Annotated in this window: 19 protein-coding genes; 5 read left to right on the top strand and 14 right to left on the bottom strand. The window is 68.9% G+C overall.

Features of this window, described 5'->3' with window-relative positions; all coding sequences use genetic code 11:
- Window positions 1-47 precede the first annotated feature (47 nt).
- Window positions 48-1,247 (top strand): sensor histidine kinase, encoded by a 1,200-nt coding sequence (locus tag NQK81_RS44910; protein WP_257486376.1) that lies wholly within the window; start codon window positions 48-50, stop codon window positions 1,245-1,247.
- Window positions 1,235-1,882: a response regulator transcription factor gene (locus NQK81_RS44905; RefSeq protein WP_257486375.1), complete on the top strand. Its 648-nt coding sequence runs from the start codon at window positions 1,235-1,237 to the stop codon at window positions 1,880-1,882. The genes NQK81_RS44910 and NQK81_RS44905 overlap by 13 nt, the downstream gene beginning before the upstream one ends.
- A gap of 2 nt (window positions 1,883-1,884) precedes the next feature.
- On the opposite strand, the gene NQK81_RS44900 is transcribed toward NQK81_RS44905, so the two are convergent.
- Entirely contained in the window at window positions 1,885-2,331 is a 447-nt protein-coding gene (locus tag NQK81_RS44900; protein WP_257486374.1) for a VOC family protein, read from the bottom strand.
- A gap of 107 nt (window positions 2,332-2,438) precedes the next feature.
- Between NQK81_RS44900 and NQK81_RS44895 the strand changes: the two genes are divergently transcribed.
- Complete coding sequence (locus tag NQK81_RS44895; protein WP_126735059.1) at window positions 2,439-2,633, top strand: hypothetical protein; 195 nt, start codon at window positions 2,439-2,441, stop codon at window positions 2,631-2,633.
- Here NQK81_RS44895 and NQK81_RS44890 read toward each other — a convergent pair.
- The 12 genes from NQK81_RS44890 to NQK81_RS44835 all read right to left on the bottom strand — a co-directional run bounded on the left by NQK81_RS44890 (window position 2,602) and on the right by NQK81_RS44835 (window position 17,107).
- On the bottom strand, window positions 2,602-3,516 hold the full coding sequence (locus NQK81_RS44890; protein WP_257486373.1) for a serine hydrolase: 915 nt from the start codon (window positions 3,514-3,516) through the stop codon (window positions 2,602-2,604). The two genes, NQK81_RS44895 and NQK81_RS44890, sit on opposite strands and share 32 nt — an antisense overlap.
- Window positions 3,517-3,743: 227 nt before the next feature.
- Window positions 3,744-5,012, bottom strand: a complete 1,269-nt coding sequence (locus NQK81_RS44885) for an MFS transporter (protein WP_257486372.1) — start codon at window positions 5,010-5,012, stop codon at window positions 3,744-3,746.
- A 141-nt stretch (window positions 5,013-5,153) separates the two neighbouring features.
- Window positions 5,154-6,824 carry a PucR family transcriptional regulator gene (locus tag NQK81_RS44880; RefSeq protein ID WP_257486371.1) on the bottom strand — a complete coding sequence of 557 codons (1,671 nt, stop codon included), beginning with the start codon at window positions 6,822-6,824 and terminating at the stop codon, window positions 5,154-5,156.
- 76 nt (window positions 6,825-6,900) lie between these two features.
- On the bottom strand, window positions 6,901-8,007 hold the full coding sequence (gene menC / locus NQK81_RS44875; protein ID WP_257486370.1) for an o-succinylbenzoate synthase: 1,107 nt from the start codon (window positions 8,005-8,007) through the stop codon (window positions 6,901-6,903).
- A complete protein-coding gene (locus tag NQK81_RS44870) occupies window positions 8,004-8,888 on the bottom strand; it encodes a GNAT family N-acetyltransferase (protein WP_257486369.1) in 885 nt (294 codons plus the stop codon). Before NQK81_RS44870 ends, menC begins: the two co-directional genes overlap by 4 nt.
- 31 nt (window positions 8,889-8,919) lie before the next feature.
- Window positions 8,920-10,062 (bottom strand): M20 family metallopeptidase, encoded by a 1,143-nt coding sequence (locus tag NQK81_RS44865; protein ID WP_257486368.1) that lies wholly within the window; start codon window positions 10,060-10,062, stop codon window positions 8,920-8,922.
- A complete protein-coding gene (locus NQK81_RS44860) occupies window positions 10,059-11,534 on the bottom strand; it encodes an amidohydrolase family protein (protein WP_257486367.1) in 1,476 nt (491 codons plus the stop codon). Before NQK81_RS44860 ends, NQK81_RS44865 begins: the two co-directional genes overlap by 4 nt.
- Before the next feature lie 318 nt (window positions 11,535-11,852).
- The gene (locus NQK81_RS44855; RefSeq protein ID WP_257486366.1) at window positions 11,853-13,184 is read right to left on the bottom strand and encodes a GH1 family beta-glucosidase; all 1,332 of its coding nucleotides are present in this window, start codon (window positions 13,182-13,184) and stop codon (window positions 11,853-11,855) included.
- Between the two features lie 32 nt (window positions 13,185-13,216).
- On the bottom strand, window positions 13,217-14,056 hold the full coding sequence (locus NQK81_RS44850; protein WP_257486365.1) for a carbohydrate ABC transporter permease: 840 nt from the start codon (window positions 14,054-14,056) through the stop codon (window positions 13,217-13,219).
- Window positions 14,049-15,005, bottom strand: coding sequence for a carbohydrate ABC transporter permease (locus NQK81_RS44845; protein WP_257486364.1), 957 nt, complete (start codon window positions 15,003-15,005; stop codon window positions 14,049-14,051). The genes NQK81_RS44850 and NQK81_RS44845 overlap by 8 nt, the downstream gene beginning before the upstream one ends.
- Entirely contained in the window at window positions 15,005-16,318 is a 1,314-nt protein-coding gene (locus tag NQK81_RS44840) for an ABC transporter substrate-binding protein (protein ID WP_257486363.1), read from the bottom strand. Before NQK81_RS44840 ends, NQK81_RS44845 begins: the two co-directional genes overlap by 1 nt.
- 132 nt (window positions 16,319-16,450) lie before the next feature.
- A complete protein-coding gene (locus NQK81_RS44835; protein WP_257486362.1) occupies window positions 16,451-17,107 on the bottom strand; it encodes a GntR family transcriptional regulator in 657 nt (218 codons plus the stop codon).
- 101 nt (window positions 17,108-17,208) lie between these two features.
- Here NQK81_RS44835 and NQK81_RS44830 point away from each other — a divergent pair, with 101 nt between their 5' ends.
- Both NQK81_RS44830 and NQK81_RS44825 read left to right on the top strand, forming a co-directional pair.
- Window positions 17,209-17,640, top strand: coding sequence for a VOC family protein (locus NQK81_RS44830; protein WP_034318920.1), 432 nt, complete (start codon window positions 17,209-17,211; stop codon window positions 17,638-17,640).
- A 308-nt stretch (window positions 17,641-17,948) separates the two neighbouring features.
- Complete coding sequence (locus NQK81_RS44825) at window positions 17,949-18,428, top strand: cupin domain-containing protein (protein ID WP_257486361.1); 480 nt, start codon at window positions 17,949-17,951, stop codon at window positions 18,426-18,428.
- Window positions 18,429-18,432: 4 nt separating this feature from the next.
- Here the strand turns inward: NQK81_RS44825 and NQK81_RS44820 are convergent, their stop codons facing one another.
- Window positions 18,433-18,840, bottom strand: coding sequence for a RidA family protein (locus NQK81_RS44820; protein WP_126735045.1), 408 nt, complete (start codon window positions 18,838-18,840; stop codon window positions 18,433-18,435).
- Window positions 18,841-18,850: the final 10 nt, after the last annotated feature.

The following is an 18,850-nucleotide window of genomic DNA, read 5'->3' as shown; positions in this document are numbered from 1 at the left end:
CGGGCCTTCACGCGCTCCGCTCCGAGGCCGGATGAAAGACTGTCCCCGTGATCACGCGGCTCCAGTCCTGTTGGTCCGCGATCCGGTACCTGGCGGTCGGCGCGGCCTCCTCGATGGTCGCCTGGTTCGTCCTCGTCGGCATGCTCTTCGTGCTGCTGATGTGCCCGTTCGGCGTCGGGATCCCGGCGTTGCCGATCGCGCTCCAGCTGATCCGCCGTCCGGTCGGCTTCGAACGCCGCCGGGCCGCCCGCCTGCTGGGTGAGCCGATCCCCGAGCCGTACCGGTCCGGGAACCCGGTGACCGACCCGGCGTCGCGCCGGGACCTGGGCTGGCTCCTCTTCCACGGCGCCACCGGTTTCGTCGTCGGCATCTTCGCCATCGCCCTGCCGCTCGGCGGGCTCCGGCAGATCGTCACGGCGTTCATCTGGCCGATGGTGCCCGGCGGGGTGGAAAGCTCGCTCGGCTTCATGGTGACGTCGTGGCCGATGGCCGCCCTCAGCCTGGTCACCGGTGTCGGCATGGTCGCGCTGATCTTCCTGTACCCCCGCGTGGCCCGATGGCAGGCCTCCGTCGCGCGCAGGCTGCTCGCGCCCGCGCCGGGTGTCGTGCTGACCGACCGCGTCGTCGAACTGGCCGCGTCGCGTGCCGCCGCGCTGGAGGCGCACGGCGCCGAACTCCGCCGCCTCGAACGGGACCTCCACGACGGGACGCAGGCGAGGATCGCCGCGGTGGTCCTGCAGCTGGGGATCGCCGATTCGCTGTTCGACAAGGACCCTCAGCGGGCCAGGGAGCTGCTCGGCAAGGCGCAGGACACCGCGACCGGAGCGCTGGCCGAACTCCGGACCGTCGTGCGCAGCATCCACCCGCCACTGCTGACCGACCGCGGCCTCGACGGCGCCGTCACCGCGCTGGCCGATCGCTGCCCGGTCCCGTGCACCGTGGACGTGCGCAGCCGCGGCCGCCGTCCCGCCGCCGTCGAAGCGGCCGCCTACTTCGTGGTCGCCGAGATGCTGGCCAACATCACCAAACATTCCGGCGCCGGACACGCCTGGATCACCCTCGACGGCACCGCCGACACCCTGCTCATCGAGATCCGCGACGACGGCCACGGCGGCGCGGACGAAGCCGCGGGCAGTGGCCTGTCCGGGATCCGCAAACGGGCCGAGGCGTTCGACGGGACCTTGGAACTGTCCAGCCCCGCCGGTGGGCCGACCGTACTGAAAGTGGAGTTGCCATGCGGGTCGTGATCGTCGAGGACGACGCGCTGCTGCGCGAAGGCCTGGTGATGCTGCTGAACACCTCGGGCATCGACGTCGCCGCTGCCGTGGACGACGTGGACCAGTTCCTCGAACTGGTCGCCGAGGACCGGCCCGACGCGGTGATCACCGACGTCCGGCTGCCGCCCACCCACACCGACGAAGGCCTCCGGGCCGCCGTCAAAGCACGGAAGATGTATCCAGGGCTGCCCGTGCTCGTGCTGTCCGCGCACGTCGAAACCAGCTATGCGGCGGAACTCCTCGCCGACGGCAAGGGCGCCGTCGGGTACCTGCTCAAGGAGCGGGTCGGGAAGGTGGAGAAGTTCCTCGACGCGCTGGACCGCGTCGTCAAGGGCGGGACGGCCATGGACCCCGAGGTCATCACGCAGCTGATGGCGCACCGCCGGGCGACCGACCCGCTCGAAGGGCTGACCGCGCGGGAGCGCGAGGTGCTCGGGCTGATGGCGGAGGGCTACAACAACACGACCATCGCCGAACTGCTCGTGGTGAGCGACGGCGCGGTGCACAAGCACATCCGGAACATCTTCGCGAAACTCGGGCTGCCGGAGGACAGCGGGCACCGTCGGGTCCTGGCGGTGCTGGCCTACCTGGGCGGCAAGGGCTGAACTCACGAGCCTCCGAGTTCTTCCGCGAGCCCGACGACGATGCCCTCGGGACCCCGGACGTAGCAGAGCCGATAGATGTCCTCGTACCGTTCCACCGCACCCACGAGTTCCGCGCCATGGCCACGCAGGCGGGCGACGACGTCGTCGATGTCGTCCACCGCGAACATGACACGGCGGATCCCCAGCGTGTTCGCCGGAGCGACCTTCGGTTCGGGCGTGATGGCCTTCGGCCGATGGAACTTCGCCAGCTCGATCCGGCCGGGACCGTCCGGGACCCGCAGCATCGCGACGTCCTGGCGGACGTCTTCGAGCCCGACCACCCGTTCCGCCCCCGGCCAATCGAGTGGCCCCTTGCCCTCCAATTCCATTCCTAGTTCGACGAAGAACGCGATGACCGCGTCAAGGTCTTCGACGACGATGAGCACGTTGTCCATCCGCTGGATCGCCACGTTGGATCTCCTTCGCTCGGCGCGGTCGCGAAGGTAGCGCCAGCACCACCTCGCGACGGGGGCCACTCCCCTGTTCGCCCGCGCTGCCCGACCGTAGCGTCTTTCTCATGAACGACACCGAAAAGTCCGGCGGCGCACTGGTCACCGCTTCCCTCTGGCTCGTCCTCCTCGTCAGCGCGGCCACCAACGCGATCGGCCAGTTCGCCGGGATGGACTACACCTTCCGCATGATCGCCGGTGCCATCGCGATCGTGTGCATCGTGCTGCTGATCATTCGCCATCTGGCTCGCCGGAAAGCCTGAGCCATTCGACGGCCCGCGCCGCGGCGAACCCGATGAACGCGTCCCGCTCCGGCACACGGGACCGTGCGTCGACGGCGTCGGTGAAAACCCCGACCGCGTAACGGCCGCCATCGGGATACTCGACCACGCCGACCTCGTTGCGCACGGACGGAAGAGTCCCGGTCTTGCCGCTGACGCGGATCCCGTCGTCCGGGAATCCGGAGCGGAGCCGGTGCGGCCACACCTGGAGTTCCATCCAGCGCCGGACGTCCGCGCACGCGGACGGCGACGCGGCCTCGTCACGCCAGATCATCCCGAGCAACCGGGTGATCTCTTCGGCCGTCGTGGCACAGCTCTGCTCCGGTTGGAGCGCGCGCAACGACGCGATGCGCTCCATTGGGAGTTCGGTCAGCACCTTTTCGTCGTCCTCGTAGGAGATCCCGAGGTCGTCGCCGATACCGCGGAGCACCTCCCCGCAGTCCTGTGACACGGTGGTGTGCTCGAAACCGAGGCCGCGCAACGTTTTCTCCGTCGCTTCCTTGCCGACGCGGTCGAGGATCAGGTCGGTGGCGACGTTGTCGCTGATCCCGATCATCAGGATCGCGAGGTCGTACCAGGACATCGAGATCTCGTGCCGGAAGGTGGCGAGGCCGTACGGGCTCGGCGTGGGGTGTCCGGGTGGGACGGTGACCCGCTCGCCGAGGTCGAGCCCGCCCTCGGCGCCCTGCTTCGCCAGCTCCAGCGCGATCGGGACCTTGAAGACCGACGCCGTGACGACGGGGGCGTGCTCGGCGACGCCGATCCGCCGGGTGCCGTCGATTTCGGCCGCGTGCAACCGGACGCGGACGCCGGCCTGCTTAGCTCGTTCGGTGATCGTTTCGATGACTTCGGACTCGGTGGGCATGGGACTCCTGTCTGATCGAGGCGAGGCGGGCTGGGGCGGTGATGCGAAAGCCACTTTCGCAACGTTGAAGGTTGCGAAAGTGGCTTTCGCAACGTCTTCCGGTGGCTCACGTGGCAGGTGGTCATGGGGCCCAGGTGGTCGTGAGCACGCCGTGTCGCGAAAGCCACTTTCGGGACATCAGGTGTCCCGAAAGTGGCTTTCGCGACCCGCGCCGAACTACCGAACACTCACGAGGCCGAGCTGGATTTCGCTGGAGCGAAAGAGAACTGCCCCGGGTTCTGCGGCACCCAGAACGCCATCACGGCGGTGAGGAACGTGGTACCGATGAGGAATCCGAACGCGGCGGTGTAGGAGAAGGTGTCGGCGAGCCACCCCATCGCCACCGGCGCGACCGCGCCCGCCACCTGGCCGCCGAAGTTCATCACTCCCATGCCGATCCCGGTGACCGCGGTGGGAAGAACCCGCAGCGGCAGGCCGAAAACGGCCATCGTCGCCATGCCGAACACCGCGAGGGCGAGCGTCTCGTAGAGAGTGAACTCCGCGGTGCTGTCCGCGTTCACCATCAATGTCAGCAGTACCACGGTCACCAGCGAGATCGAGCCGAGGTACCAGCGGCCGTGATCGTGGAAGTACCGGTCGAACAGCCAGCCGCCGAGAATGGTCGTGCCGATGCTGACGAGCATCGGGATCGCGGCCAGGATCCCAGTCTGGCTCAGCGACAGTCCCCTCGACTCCAGCAGGTAGCTGGGCACCCAGGTGATCATCCCGTAGTTGAGCATGTTGGTGACGCAGAAGAGCAGGGTGAACTTCCAGATCACCGGCGACTTCAGGACCTGTTTCCGGGACACCTCGGGGGTTTTGACCTCGTCGCGCGGGAGGCTGCTCAGCCTTTCGGGCAGTGCCTTGGGCAGGATCGTCCACACGGCCACGCCGATGAGCGCGCCGACCCCGGCCATCCAGAAGAACGTGTGCCGCCAGCCGACCGCCATCAGCAGCGGGCCGACGATCAGCGGCGCCAGGCCGGCGCCGATACCGCCCGCGGACAGCATCACACCGGTCACCGTCGCGCGATTGCCGGGGGTGGTCCGTTCGGCGATCGCCTTGAACGACGCCGCCGGGAAAAGCCCTTGGCACACACCGAAAAGGCCACGGACGACGAGCAGCATGCCGAAGGTGCCCGCCATCCCGGTCATCGCGGTGAACGCCGACCAGAGCAGCAGCGTGACCAGCATCGGCCCGCGCGAGCCGTACCGGTCGGCGAGGAAACCCGCCGGGATCTGGCAGACCATGTACACCAGCGCGAACACGGTGACGAGCCAGCCTTGTTCGGTCTTGCTGAGCTCGAATTCGGCGCCGATCATCGGCAGCGCCATCCCGATCGAGAACCGGTCGATGTAGTCGACCGCCCACGCGCACACCATCACCACCATCGTGATGAGCGCCGTCCGGTTGATCCGCCGTGCTGTCCAGGTGTCCTCGTTGACCACTGCCGTCATGGCGCCTCCGCGGGATCTTCGGGAGAGGAAGGGAGACCGGCGCGAGCGTGGCGCCGATCACTCATTCTGAAACGCGGTCGCCGGACGGAGTTCGTGCGATCACACGAACATCGGCCGTCCTTTCGGGACGGGAGACCAAGGTCAGTCTTCGGCGCCCGGCGGCCCGGTCCGCGCGTCACGGGGCAGCAGCCGCAATTGCAGCATCGCGGCGAACCGCTCCCCCGCGTCGTCGAGGTCGATCTCGCCGACTTCGGCGAGGCGCCGCAGCCGGTAGCGGAAGGTGTTCGGATGGACGTAGGCCGACGCGGACGCCGCCCCGATGTCACCGAAGGCGTCGAGCCAGCACCGAAGGGTGTGCACCAGTTGTGACTGGTGCTGGGCGTCGTAGGCGAGCAACCGCGCGACCGGTCCGGTCGCGACGTCCCCTCTGGCCGCGGCGAGGTCGGCCAGCTCCAGCATGAGCGCGTCGACGTGGGCGTCTTCGGCGGTCGCGACGCGTTTGGCGCCACCGTTGGTGAGCAGCACGCGCAACGCCCGGTCCGCGCCGTCGCGGGAGGCGTGTAGTCCGGACGCGTCGAGCGCCAGCGGTCCGATGCCGATCGCGGCCGCCGCCCGGCGGCCCGTGCGCTCCAGGAAGGTCGACGCGACCCGCACCGAACGCTCCTGGCAGTCGGTCTGACCGCCGGGCATCGGGAGGATGCCGTAGGCGACGTCGCCGACCAGTGCCACGGCCGAACGCGGCTGGACGGCGCTCAGGTGCATGGCCAGCGCGTCGGCGACCCGCTGGCGATCCGCGACCAGCCGGAGATCGTCCTCGGGGTCGGGTGCGCCGAGCAGGCCCATCGCGAGCACGATCGACGGCTGGCCGAGCAATCCGAGCCGGGCGATGGCCTCCGGCGCACCGGAGCCTCCTTCGAGTGCCGTGCTCACGAGATCCGCACGCAGCCGCCGTTCGACGTCGGCGCCCGCGCGCAGCCGGAGCAGGTGCAACGCGACGAGTTTGGCGGCGTCGATCAACGCCTGGGTGCGCTCCGCGCTGAGCGGTTCCCGGACCGCCGCCCAGATCGAGCCGAGCACCTCGTCGCCGGCGCGGACGGCGAGCGCCACGCGGGGAAGCGCGATGGCGTTGTCGTCGTACCGCTGGGGATCGACGTACACGGGCGCGTGGTCCCGGTACAGCTTCTCGAAGACGCCGTCCTGTTCGAGGCCGCGGGCGAACCGCTCCGGCACCTGCCTGCCGAGGATGGTTTCCACCCGGGACGGATCCGCTTCGTCCTGGCGCCCGGAGAACGCGAGAATCCGGTTGTTGCGATCCTCGATGGTCACCGGAGCGTCGATGAGCGCGGCGATCGCGTTGGCCAGCGCGAACAGATCACCTGAAGGCATTCCGCCGAGGGTCTGCGGCGAGACCTCGCCGACGTCCTCTTCGGCGAGCAGCGTCCTCAGCATGGCGGCGAGCTGCGCCCAGGAGGCGCCGCGCGCGAGCCCCAGCAGGGCGACGCCGGACGACTCCGCGGCTCGCCGGAGTTCCGGCGCCGGGGTGACGGGAGACCGGACGACGAGCGCCGCCGCTCCTCGCGCACCCACGTCGTGCAAGAGGCGGACGACCTCGTCCCGGTCCCGCACCCCGACGCCGAGCACGACGGCCCCGCCAGGGATTTCGGATTCGTCGTGCGGATCGTGGATGACCACCCCGCCGAGCTGCTTGCGGGTGGTCCGGCCGACCACGACCGGCTCCAGGAGCACGTCCCCGAGGTCTTCGAGGACGCGTCCCAAGCTCGTATGCGGCTTGCTGGGCACCGGTGTCAGCACCCCCCGAAGTTAAACCCGGCCTCACCGAACCGACTGGTCCGATCCGACCAAATCTAGCCTCGGATTTCGTAGTCCGCTACGAACCGATCCACGCTTTCTCCGTGGTGACCTCGTCCAGAAGATCGGGAATCGGAGTCACGCCGAGTCCCGGCCCGGTCGGTACCGGCAGGTGCCCGGCGTCGAGCACGAACGGTTCGGTGATGTCGGTGCGGTAGAACCGGCCGGACGCCGAGGTGTCACCCGGCAGCGTGAATCCGGGCAGGGAGGCCAGCGCGACGTTGGCCGCCCGGCCGAGCCCGGTCTCGATCATCCCGCCGCACCACACCGCGATCCCGTGCGCCGCGCAGACGTCGTGCACCCGGCGGGCTTCGAGGTACCCGCCGACCCGGCCCGGTTTGATGTTGACGATCTGGCAGGCGCCGAGCTTGATCGCGTCCGCGGCCGCCTTGGCCGAGACGATCGACTCGTCGAGGCAGATCGGTGTCCGGATGCGTTTCGCCAGTTCGGCGTGGCCGAGCACGTCCTCCTCTTCGAGCGGCTGCTCGATCAGCAGGAGGTCGAACGGGTCGAGCCTGGACAGCAGGGGCGCGTCGCCCAGGGTGTACGCGGTGTTGGCGTCGACCTGCAGCAGCACGTCGTCGCCGAAGCGCTCACGCACCCGGCAGACCGGTTCGACGTCCCAGCCGGGTTCGATCTTGAGCTTGATCCGGACGTAGCCCTCGTCGAGGTAGCCGCCGACGACGTCGAGCAGATGCGGGATCGAGTCCATGATGCCGACCGAGACCCCGCACGCCACGGAGTCCCGGGTGGACCCCAGCTCGGCCGCGAAGGACCGTTCATGCGCGCGGAGTTCGGCGTCGAGGACCGCCATCTCCAACGCGCCCTTCGCCATCCGGTGGCCCTTGAACTTCGCCAGCAACGGCGTCACCTTGTGCGCGGTCACGTCGTCGGCGGCCAGCAGGGCGGGGATCAGATGGTTCCGCAGCACGTGCTCGGCGGCGTCGTTGTACTCCGACGAGTAGAGCGGCGCCTCCATCGCCACGCATTCGCCCCAGCCCTCGCCCGCCGGGGTCACCGCGCGGACGAGCAGCAGTTCCCGTTCGGACTGGGTCCCGAACGACGTCCGGAACGGGGCCACGAGCGGCATCCGGACCCGGCGCAGTTCCACACCGCTGAGTTTCACGACTGCTCCTTGGAGATCACGTACCAGCCGGCACGATCGAAACCGGCGACGTGGGCGTTGTCCGCCATCAGTCCGCCGAGGACTTCGCGTAGGGCGACCCGCCACGCGTTGCCGCGACCGGGATCGGTGCGGCGTAACCGTTCGATGTCGGACGGGACGGCGACGAGGACGGTCGGCCCGGCGGTGGATCCGATGCTCGGGCCGCCGTCGGGGCCGACGGTGAGCGCCTTCGCCGCGCCCAGCGCTTCCGCGTCGATCAGTACCGGTTCGCCGAAGGCGGCGGCGCGGACCTCCGGGCTCCGGAGGTCCCAGCCGACCATCAGCCGGTCGGTGTCGCCCGAACCGTTGATGTCGTCCTCCATCGGACCGTAGAAGTCGCGCAGGTAACCGATCGGGCGCGCGCCGAGTTTGCCGAGGTTGAAGTAGGCGTTGCGCCGCACCAGCGGGTCGAACGTCCAGGTGATCACCGAAACGCCCTGCAGCAGTGCCCACCCGCGCTGGTGCAGTTTGAGCGCGTGCCCGATCCCGCGGCCCGCGCCCGCCTTGGCGACACCGGCGATATGGCTGTGCAGGCTCGCCTTTCCGGGGCTCCCGAAGAACCCGAAACAGGCACCCAGCAGTTCACCGTCCGCGAACGCGCCCGCGACGTAGTTCCCGGCCGTGGACATCGCGCGGAGCAGTTCCGTGCTCACCGGCCTGCCGCCCGGCCCGGACCGCCAGATCGACTCGAACAGGCCGACCACCGCGGCCAGATCGGCGATTTCGGTCAGTTCGCGGATTTCGACGCCCGAAGCCACGGCCGCGGCCCGCGCGGCGGCGACGGCCTCGTCACGCACCACCGCCGGCGCCGGACTGTCCGCGTTCGTAGCAAGATTCGTCACGGGGCAATCCTTTCCCGGCGCGTCGGCCGAGTCACCGTCGTGCCCTACCAGATTCGCCCGCGGGATTCGTCGCGCCGGACGGACCCCGCTTCGCGAGGACGTTCTCCACGAGCGCGGCCAGCAAAGCGGTCCGGCGCGGCAGTTCCGCCACGACGACGTGTTCGTGATCCGCGTGCGCGCCGCCACCGACGGCACCCAGGCCGTCCAGGGTCGGGACGCCCAACCCGGCGGTGTAGTTGCCGTCCGAAGCACCGCCGACCGACGCGGAAACCAGTTCTCCGAGACCGAGCTCCTCCGCCAGATCCTGCGCCAGGGCGAACAATGCCGCCGACGAGCCCTCTTCGAGCGGCGGACGGTTGATCCCGCCGGTCACCCGGACCTCGGCGTCCGCCACGACCGGGCGAAGTTCTCGGATGGCCCGGTCGACACGGAGTTGTTCCGCCTCGTTCCAGACACGGACGTCCACGGCCACCCTCGCCGCGGCGGGAACGGTGTTGACCGTCGTACCCGCCGAGACGACGGTGGGGGTAACGCTGGTCCCGGCATCGGGATCGGCGAGCGCGGCCACCGCGAGGATCTGGTGGGAGATCTCGATTCCCGCGTTGACGCCCTTCTCCGGTTCGAGTCCGGCGTGCGCGGCGCGGCCGGTCACCTCCACCCGGTAGTGGGAAACGCCCTTACGGCGGCACTTCAGCGCGCCGCCGTCGGCAGCGGCCTCCAGCACGAAGGCCGCGTCGCATCCCGCGGCGCTCTCCTCGATCAGCGCGCGGGAGGACGGCGAGCCGATCTCCTCGTCGCCGGTGACCAGGATGGACAGTCCACCGCGATCGGGCACGGTCGCGGCGGCGTGCAGAGCCATCACGACTCCCGCCTTCATGTCGAAGCAACCGGGTCCGCGCAACACTCCGTCCCGCACGGAGAACGGATGGGTCTCCAGAGAACCGTGCGGCCATACCGTGTCGTGGTGGCCGAGCAGCAGGACACGCGGCGGTCCGGCGCCGAAGCTCCAGCGCAGATGGGTGACGCCGTCGACGACGATCCTCTCCGGATCCACGCCGAGCAGTCTCCGTCCGAGTCCGGCCACCACGTCGGCGCTGCGGGCCACCGCTTCGTGGTCCGACGACGGCGATTCGCAGCGGACGAGCGTTTCGATGTCCGCGAGCAGGTCGCTCATCGCGGCTCACCCCGCAGCGGCTTGCCGGGGAAGGCGTCCGTGCGCAGATTCCCGTCGGTGACGACCGGGACACCCGAGACGAACAGGTGCCGGACACCGACGGAAGGCCTGGTCGGGTCGAAGTAGGTGGCCGCGTCGGTGATCGCGTGCGGGTCGATCACGACGATGTCCGCGTCGGCACCGACGTTGAGCCGCCCCTTGGCCAGCGCCCCGGGGGCGACCTCGTCGAGCACGCGCGCCGGCAGGTAGGAGCATCGCCGGAACGCCTCCAGCCAGGTCCAGGCCTTGCTTTCACGCACCATGAGGCGCAACGTCTTGGCGTAGGTGCCGGAAGTGCGCGGATGCGTCGCACCGCCGGGCGGAAGCGGCCATTCGGTGCTCTCGCTGGTGCCGTTCTTCCAGTACACGGGCAGCGCGTCGCTGGCGACGATGGCGTCCGGGAACGCGAGCGCCTGGTGCAGCAGGCCGAGGTCGTGCGGGCTGCTCTCGTCGAGGAACTCGAGGATGCACGGCGCGCCGGGATCCTCGGCGCGCACCTGGAGCAAGCGGCCTTCGTCGGCGATACGCTCCCCCGACTCCAGCATGATCACGCTGGACGGGGACAGCCCCTTCATCTTCAACCGCTCGGGCGAAAGGAAGGCGGCGCCGATACCCGTGCTGCCCGCCCCGTATGGATAGGCCTCGACGGTCACCCTCGACCCGGCCGCCCGTCCCGTTTCGAGCGCCGCGAGCACCCGCTCGATCTGGTGGCCGGACGTGCTGTTCACGTGACAGTGGTGCATCGCGGCACCGGTCTCGGCCGCGACGATCGCGATCTCGGCCGAACCGTCGATCGGTGTCTCCGGGTTCACCTCGACCAGTTCACGGACATGGGTGTACGTCGGCGCCCCGGCCTCCTTGGCCAGCCGGGCCAGCGCGAGGAACTCGCCGGGGTCGGTGTCGGGCGCGTAGCCGAGCAGCACGCCGACGCCGAGCGCGCCCGCGGCCAGTTCACCGTCCACAAGAGACAGCCAGTCCGCCAGTTCCTTCGGTGACGAAGTCCTTTGCCAGGCAGGGTTTCCGAGCACCGCGAGCCCGCTGTCGATATTCGCGTCCGGCTCGATCCCGGCGAGCACCTGCGCCCGCGCGGCACCCCAGGACGCGGAAAAACCGTAGTGCAGCGGGCGACCCGCGGCGGCCGCCTCGGCGTAGGCCCGCTCGATCGGCATCAGCCCGGCTTCAAGGTCGAGCGCGGTGGTCACCCCGTCCATCGCCTGGAGCCGCTGGCCCGCGATGGTGTGCACGTGGCTGTGCAGGTCGATGAAACCCGGCCCGACGACGAGCCCGGAGACGTCGATCTCCACGTCGCCCGCCTCCGCGGTCAGCCCCTCGCCGACGGCGGTGACCACCCCGTCGGATACCAGCACGTCGGCCGTGCCGTCGAACCCCGTCGCCGGATCGATGACACGACCGCCACGCAAGAGTGTCCGCATGCTTCGCCTCCTAGGATCGCCTCGTTCATGGCGACCCTAGGAGGTTTCGGCGGGCGTCCGTTCGTACCGCGCGACGAATCCGGACCCCTCGATCCATCCGCCCGTACCAACCGCTCGTGAGTGGCAAGGACGGTTCCAACCGCCCTCGCCACTCACGAGCCCGCTGGCGGTTCCCAGCCGGTCCGGGCCCGCGGAGCCACGTCGCGAAGTCTCGTTCTCAGCGGCCGCGAGCTTGAGTGTCGCGAAAGCCACTTTCGGGACGTCTGGTGTCCCGAAAGTGGCTTTCGCGACGCGGGCCTTCGGCGCGAAGGAAGCCGGTCAGCGGCCGCGGTGCTCGGCGATGATCTCCGCGTACCGGTGCCCGCTCGCCTTGACCGTGCGGACCTGCGTGTCGTAGTCGACCCGCACCAGCCCGAACCGTTTGCTCAGCCCGCTGTCCCATTCGAAGTTGTCGAGCAGCGACCACGCGAAGTAGCCCTTCACCGGAGCCCCCGCTTCGGCGGCGCCCGCCACCGCGCCCAGATGTTCCTCCAGGTAGGCGATGCGGTCCGCGTCGTGGATCGATCCGTCCTCGGCGACCTTGTCGTCGAAGGCTGCCCCGCTCTCGGTGACGTAGATCGCGCGGGCCCCGTACTCGTTGGCCAGCCGGTGGATCAGGTCCGCCAGCCCCTGTCCGTGGATCTCCCAGCCCATCGCGGTGGTTGCCGCGCCCTCGACCGGCACCTGCCGGGCACGCGGGGCCGGCCCCTCCGGGTCGTCCTCGACGATCTGCCGGAAGTAGTAGTTCAGCCCGTGGAAGCCGACCGGCGCCGAGATCACCTCCAGGTCGTCACCGACCACGGGTGGTTCGACGCCGTAGACCTCGATCATGTCCGCGGGGTAGCCGCGGCCGTTCGACGGGTCGAGCCACCAGCGGTTGACGTGCCCGTCCATCCGCGCCGCCGCCTCGACGTCCGCGGTGGAGTCCGACGCGGGCTCGATCCCGCTGAGATTGACCACGAGACCGATGTTCGCGGGCTGGACGGCGTTCGCGGTGATCGCCTGTACCCCGAGGCCGTGCGCGAGCAGGAGATGGTGCGACGCGTGGACGGCCTGCTCTAGATCCTTGACGCCGGGGGCGAAACGGCCTTCGAGGTAGCCGAGCCAGGCCGAGCACAGCGGTTCGTTGACCGTGTTCCAATCCTTCACGCGGTCGCCCAGCCGAGCCGCCACGACCGCCGCGTAGTCCGCGTAGGCATACGCCGTGTCACGCTCGGGCCAGCCGCCCTCCAGCGCGGAAGGCAGGTCCCAGTGGAACAGCGTGGCGAACGGCCGGATCCCGGCTTCGAGCAGCGCGTCGACCAGCCGGTCGTAGAAATCGAGACCAGCCGCGTTGACGGCGCCGCGACCGGTCGGGATCACCCGCGGCCACGCGACCGAGAAACGGTAGGCGCCGAGGCCCAGCTTCTTCATGATGGCGAGATCCTCCGGCCAGCGCCGGTAGTGATCACACGCGACGTCGGCGGTGTCGCCGTTCAGGACGGCACCCGGGACCCGGACGAAGTCGTCCCAGATGGACGGGAGGCGGCCGTCGGCGTCGACGGCACCTTCGACCTGGTACGCGGCGGTGGCCGCACCCCACAGGAAATCGGCGGGCAGGTGCAGATTCAAGGCGGACCTCTCTGTACGGAGCGACGGGCGGGTCATTTCACGGCACCGGCGGTGAGCCCGGCGACGAGATAACGCTGCAGCAGCAGGAATCCGGCGACGACCGGGACGGAGACGATCAGGGACGCGGCCATGACCTGGTTCCAGTACACCTGGACCTGGGTGGAGTACTCCTGGAGACCGACCGCGAGGGTCCGCGTGCCCGAATCGGTCATCACCGACGCGAACAGCACCTCGCCCCAGGCCGTCATGAACGAGTAGATCCCGACCGCGACGATGCCCGGCATGGCCGCGGGGATGACCACCCTGATCAACGCGCCGAGTGGCCCCGTGCCGTCGACCATCGCGGCCTCGTCGAGTTCCTTGGGGATCGAGTCGATGTAGCCGGCCAGCATCCAGATCGCGAACGGCAGCGAGAAGGTCAGGTAGGTGATGATCAGCCCGAGCCGCGAGCCGTACAGGACGATGCCGGTGGTGTTGCCGATGTTGACGAAGATGAGGAACAGCGGCAGCAGGAACAGGATGCCGGGGAACATCTGCGTGGACAGCACGGTCATCTTGAAGAAGTTCTTGCCCCGGAACCGGAAGCGGCTCAAGGCGTAGGCCGCGAAGATCGCGATCACCACCGACAGGATCGCGGCCGAGCCGGAGATGATCAGGCTGTTCACGAAGTATTCGGCGAGCGGGATGGTCTCCCAGATGTCGAAGAACGGCTGGATGGTCAGCGTCGTCGGCACCCATTCCCAGGCGCCCTGCACGTCCCCGAGCGGCTTCAGCGACGAGGAAACCATCGCGTACAACGGCACCAGCGTGAACAGGGCGAGGAAGCCGAGGACGAATCGGCGGGCCCACGGGACCCAGCGGGGCTCAGACAACGGCGTTCCTCCTCCGCGCGGTCAGTCCCAAGTAGACGGTGCTGACGATGAGCAGGAACAGCAGCAACAGCACCGACATCGCCGAGCCGAGGCCGAAGTTCCAGGTCACGAAGGAACTCTGGTAGATGTGGATCGAGATCAGCGACGCCTCCTTCGGCGCGGACGCTCCGAAAAGGACATACGGCGTGTTGAAATCGTTGAAGGTCCACAGGAACAGCACCAGCAGCAGCACCTGGTTGACCGGACGCAGCATCGGCTGGGTGATCGCCTGGAACTGACGCCACCAGCCCGCGCCGTCGATGGCCGCCGCTTCGTACAGTTCGCCGGGGATGTTCTGCAGCCCGGCCATCACGATCAGGAACGCGAACGGCCAGTTCCGCCAGACCGAGACCACCACCAGCGACCAGAAACTGTTGTCCCCGATGAGCCAGAAGGAGTCGGTGCCCAGCAGATCGTTCACCAGGCCGGTGTCCTTCTGGAACATGAACGACCAGGTGATCACCGCGGCGTACATCGGCAGCGCGTACGGCACCAGGAACAGCGTCCTGAGCAGGCCACGTCCGCGGAAATTCTTCTGCATCAGCACGGCGGCCGACGTGCCGAAGAGCCAGCAGAACCCGACCGAGAGCACGGTGTAGAGGACGGTGATCCAGAAGGAGCCGAGCAGCGACTTGCCCGCCGCCGAGTCGAAGTCCAGGACGAACCTGTAGTTGTCCAGCCCCGCGGCCGGGGCGGACGAGAAGTCCCGGATGTAGAACTGCGTCAGCTTGAAGAAGCTCATCACGAGCCCGGCGACCATCGGGATCAGGTGGACGAGCAGTTCGAGCAGGATCGCGGGCAGCAGGAGCAGATACGGCAGCGCGACCATGCGCCGTTTGCGCCGGACACGCCGCGGCCGGGGCGCCCCGGCCGCCTTCACGGCCGGGGCGTCGTCGAGAGCGGTCGGCATCAACTACCGGCCGCGATCTGCTGGTCCGCCTGGTTCAGCTGGTCCCGGATCTTGGCTCCGTCGACCGGCTTGCCCGCGGCGACGTCGGCGAACATCGCCTTCATCGCGGTGCCGATCAGGGTCTCGAACTGCGACTCCTGCGGGACCTGCGGCATCGGCTCCGCCGAATTCGCGAGCACGTTCTGGAAGACCTTGACGTCTTCGGTCTGGAACGCGGCGTCGCCGTAGGCGTCCTGGACGGTCGGCAGCGAGCCGTAGGTCTTGTTGAGCAGCGCCTGCTCCGGCGCCGAGATCATGAACTTCACGAAGTCCAGTGCGGCGTCGGGGTTCTTGGTGTTCTTGAAGACCGCCATGTTGATACCCGCGACGAAGCTGGTCACCTTCCGGCCGTTCGGCGGCGCGGCGGCGGGCAGCGGGATCGGCGCGACGCCGAGGTTCGCCATGTCCATCCCGATGTTCTTGAACGACCCCGCGGAGGCCTGGTTCATGAACATCGCGGCCTTGCCGTCCGACAGGTCCTTGAGGGATTTGGCGGTGTCGGCGTACTCGGCGTTGGCCGGATCGACGATCTTGTCCTTCTGCATCAAGTCGACGAACTGCTGCACGGCCGCGACCGACGGCTCCGAAGCCAGCTGCGGCTTGCCTTCCGGCGTGAAGAACCGCGCACCGTGCTGGGCACCGAGGATCGCCGCGTGGTGGCTGTTCTCGGTGACCTGACCGGCCTGGAGCGACAGCCCCCACTGGCCCTTGTCGGGTTTGGTGAGCTTCTTGCCCTCCTCGACGAGCTCCTCCCAGGTGGCGGGCGGCTTGGCGATGCCGGCCTCCGCGAAGAGTTTCTTGTTGTAGTACAGGCCGTACGCCTGGCCGTAGAGCGGTACGCCGACCGGCGGCTGCCCGCTCGCCCCGGTGGCCGCCAGCGACGGGCCGAGGAAGCGCGATTTGCCGCCGACCTTCTCCAGCGCGGCGTCGTCGAACGGCAGGAACGCCCCGGTCGCCTGCAACGAGGCCGACCACGTGTTGCCGATGTTGAGCACGTCCGGGCCCTTGCCGGAGGTGGTGGCCGCGAGGATCCGGTTGAGCAGATCCGTCCACGGGACGACCTCGAGCTTGACCTTGATCCCGGAGGCCTTCTCGAACTTGTCGAGTTCGGGCTGCAGGACGGCCTTGTCGTTGTCGAGACTGGTGCCCTGGTTGGACGCCCAGTACACGAGCTCCTTGGGGGCACTGGACGACGTGTCGCCGCCGCCGCACGCCGTCGTGGCGGCGGCCGCCAGCGCCAGGACGAGCGCGGGAGCGATCTTTCCGATTCGCATCGATGGTCCTCGGGGTGAGTGGCCAAGCCGCGCCCGGAACCTGTGACCCGGGACACGTCTTATTTCAGGGCTTGAGTTAAGCCTTGGCCAACCTTGCCGTCAAGACCTTGAACGCCAATTCGTCCGGCTCGTTCACTCCCTCGTCAGCACGGCGAAGGCCTCGCCGCGATGGACGGCGAAGAGTTCGAGCGCCTTCTCGCCGTCACGAGCACGAAGAGCGGCCGCCAGCCGGCGATGTTCGGCCGGGATGCTCGCGAGGTAGCCGTCGGAGCTCACGCCGATCCGGGTCAGCAGGAACAGGTGCACCTGCGACCGGATCGCCTGCCACGCCTCGACGAGCCGCCGATGACCGGACGCCGCGTAGACCGCGTCGTGGAAGTCGATGTCACAGCGGACCATCTCGTGTTCGTCGCGTGCCCGGTCCATCCGGTCGACGACCTCGTCGATCGCGGCCAGGTCCGCGTCCGGCGCGTTCGCGACCACGAGCCGGACGGCCAGCTGTTCCAGCGCCGACCGCAGGCTGTCGAGTTCCGCGACGTCCACATCGGACAGGGTCGTGACGATCGCGCCGCGGTGCCATTCGCTGCGGACCAGGCCCTCGCGCTCCAGTTTCAGCAGCGCTTCGCGCACCGGACCGCGGCTGACGCCGAGCGCCTCCGAAAGCTCGACCTCGCGCAACTGCGCGCCGGGCGGATAGGCGCCGCCGAAGATGGCGTCCCTGACCCTGTCGGCGACCTCGTCCGCCAGCCCGCGACGACGTGCCGGCACCACCCTGCCGGGTTCGCTCATCCTCATCCTTCCGACCGGAACGCCCGATACTAGCGACCCTGCTCTTGTCCTAATGTTAACATTGCGACAACCGCCGTCCCGCCGGAAAGGATGCCCCGGACATGACCGTCCTCGACTCCCCCATCCCCCGCTTCCACCTCGCCATGCCGGTCGACGACCTCGCCGCCGCGCGCACCTTCTACGGTGAGGTCCTCGGCCTCGAACAGGGCCGCAGCTCCGACACGTGGATCGACTGGAACCTCCACGGCCACCAGTTCGTCACGCACCTCGCGCCGGAGCGGCCGCAGAGGATCCACAACCCCGTGGACGGGCACGACGTTCCCGTGCCCCACTTCGGGTTGATCCTCACCGTGCCGGAGTTCCGGAAGCTCGCGGACCGGCTGCGCGCGGCGGACACCTCGTTCGTCATCGAGCCTTACGTCCGCTTCGAGGGTCAGACCGGGGAGCAGTGGACGATGTTCCTTCTGGACCCCGCGGGCAACGCCCTGGAGTTCAAGGCTTTCGCCGACGACTCGCAGGTTTTCGCCGCCTGACCGCGGTCCGTGAAGGCCTCCTTGCCTACCCTGACGGTAGCGAAGGAGGCCTTCACTACCGCCAGGGTCGCCACTCTCGGCCCAGATACACCAGCGACCACACAGCCACAGCGGCGGCTGCGCGTGAAGGGCCCCTTCCCTCGGCTCAGCCGAGGAAACTCGACCTTCACACCTTCCCAGCACATGAAGGCGGGCCCGCAATCGATAACCTCCGCATTATCGATCGGGTCGACTTTCCGCGTTGATCAAGGGCAGGCGCGGCGAGAAGCTGGTCCTGTCAGATCACGAAGGACCAAGGAGACGCCGCCATGTTCGACCCCATCCTGCTCCGAGCCGCCGACGCCGAGATCGTCAGCGACGCGCCGGGCAGCGAAATCACGCTGCTGGCCGACTCGGACACCACCGGCGGGGGCTTCACCGCGAACCGCGCGACCCTGAAGGACGGCGTCTTCGGTACCCCGGCGCATTTCCACACCCGGGCGACCGAATTCTTCTTCGTGCTCGAAGGGAAACTCCAGGTGCTGGTCGAGGAAACCCTGCACACGCTGGAGAAGGGCGACTTCCTCGCGGTGCCGCCCAAGGTGCCGCACGCGTTCGGCCCCGCCGCCGGATCGGACGCCGACGTCCTGGTCACCTTCACGCCGGGCATGGCCCGTTTCGACTACTACCGGCTCCTCGACCGGGTCGCGCGTGGCGAAGCCGACCCGGCGGAGATCGCGGCGACGTCGAAGCAGTACGACAACCACTACGTCGACAGCCCGGTCTGGCGCGCCGCGCGCGGTCAGTGAGCGCTCAATCGACGACCGCCGTCGCCTCGACCTCGACGAGGTGTTCGGGTACGTCGAGGGCCGCGACCCCGATCAGCGTTCCCGGCGGGACCGGGGTACCGCCCAGCTTGGCTGCCGCCCGGTCCACCCCTTCGAGGAACAGCGCGAGTTTGTCCGGCGTCCAGTCGACGACGTAGACGGTCATCTTCGCGACGTCGTCGAAGGTGGCGCCGGCCTCGGCGAGCGCGGTGCCGATGTTGAGGTAGCACTGTTCGACCTGCGCGGCGAGGTCGCCCTCGCCGACAAGGGCGCCGTCTGCGTCCCAGGAGACCTGCCCCGCGACGAAGACCAGTTTCGACCCGGTCGCGATCGAAACCTGCCGGTAGGCGGGGATCTCCGGCAGGCCCGCGGGGTTCACCAGGGTGATGCTCATCCGTACTCCT

The organism is Amycolatopsis roodepoortensis, assembly GCF_024628825.1.
GTDB lineage: Bacteria > Actinomycetota > Actinomycetes > Mycobacteriales > Pseudonocardiaceae > Amycolatopsis > Amycolatopsis roodepoortensis.
Note: the sequence above shows the minus strand (reverse complement) of the source record. Positions and strands in the feature narration are given on the sequence as shown.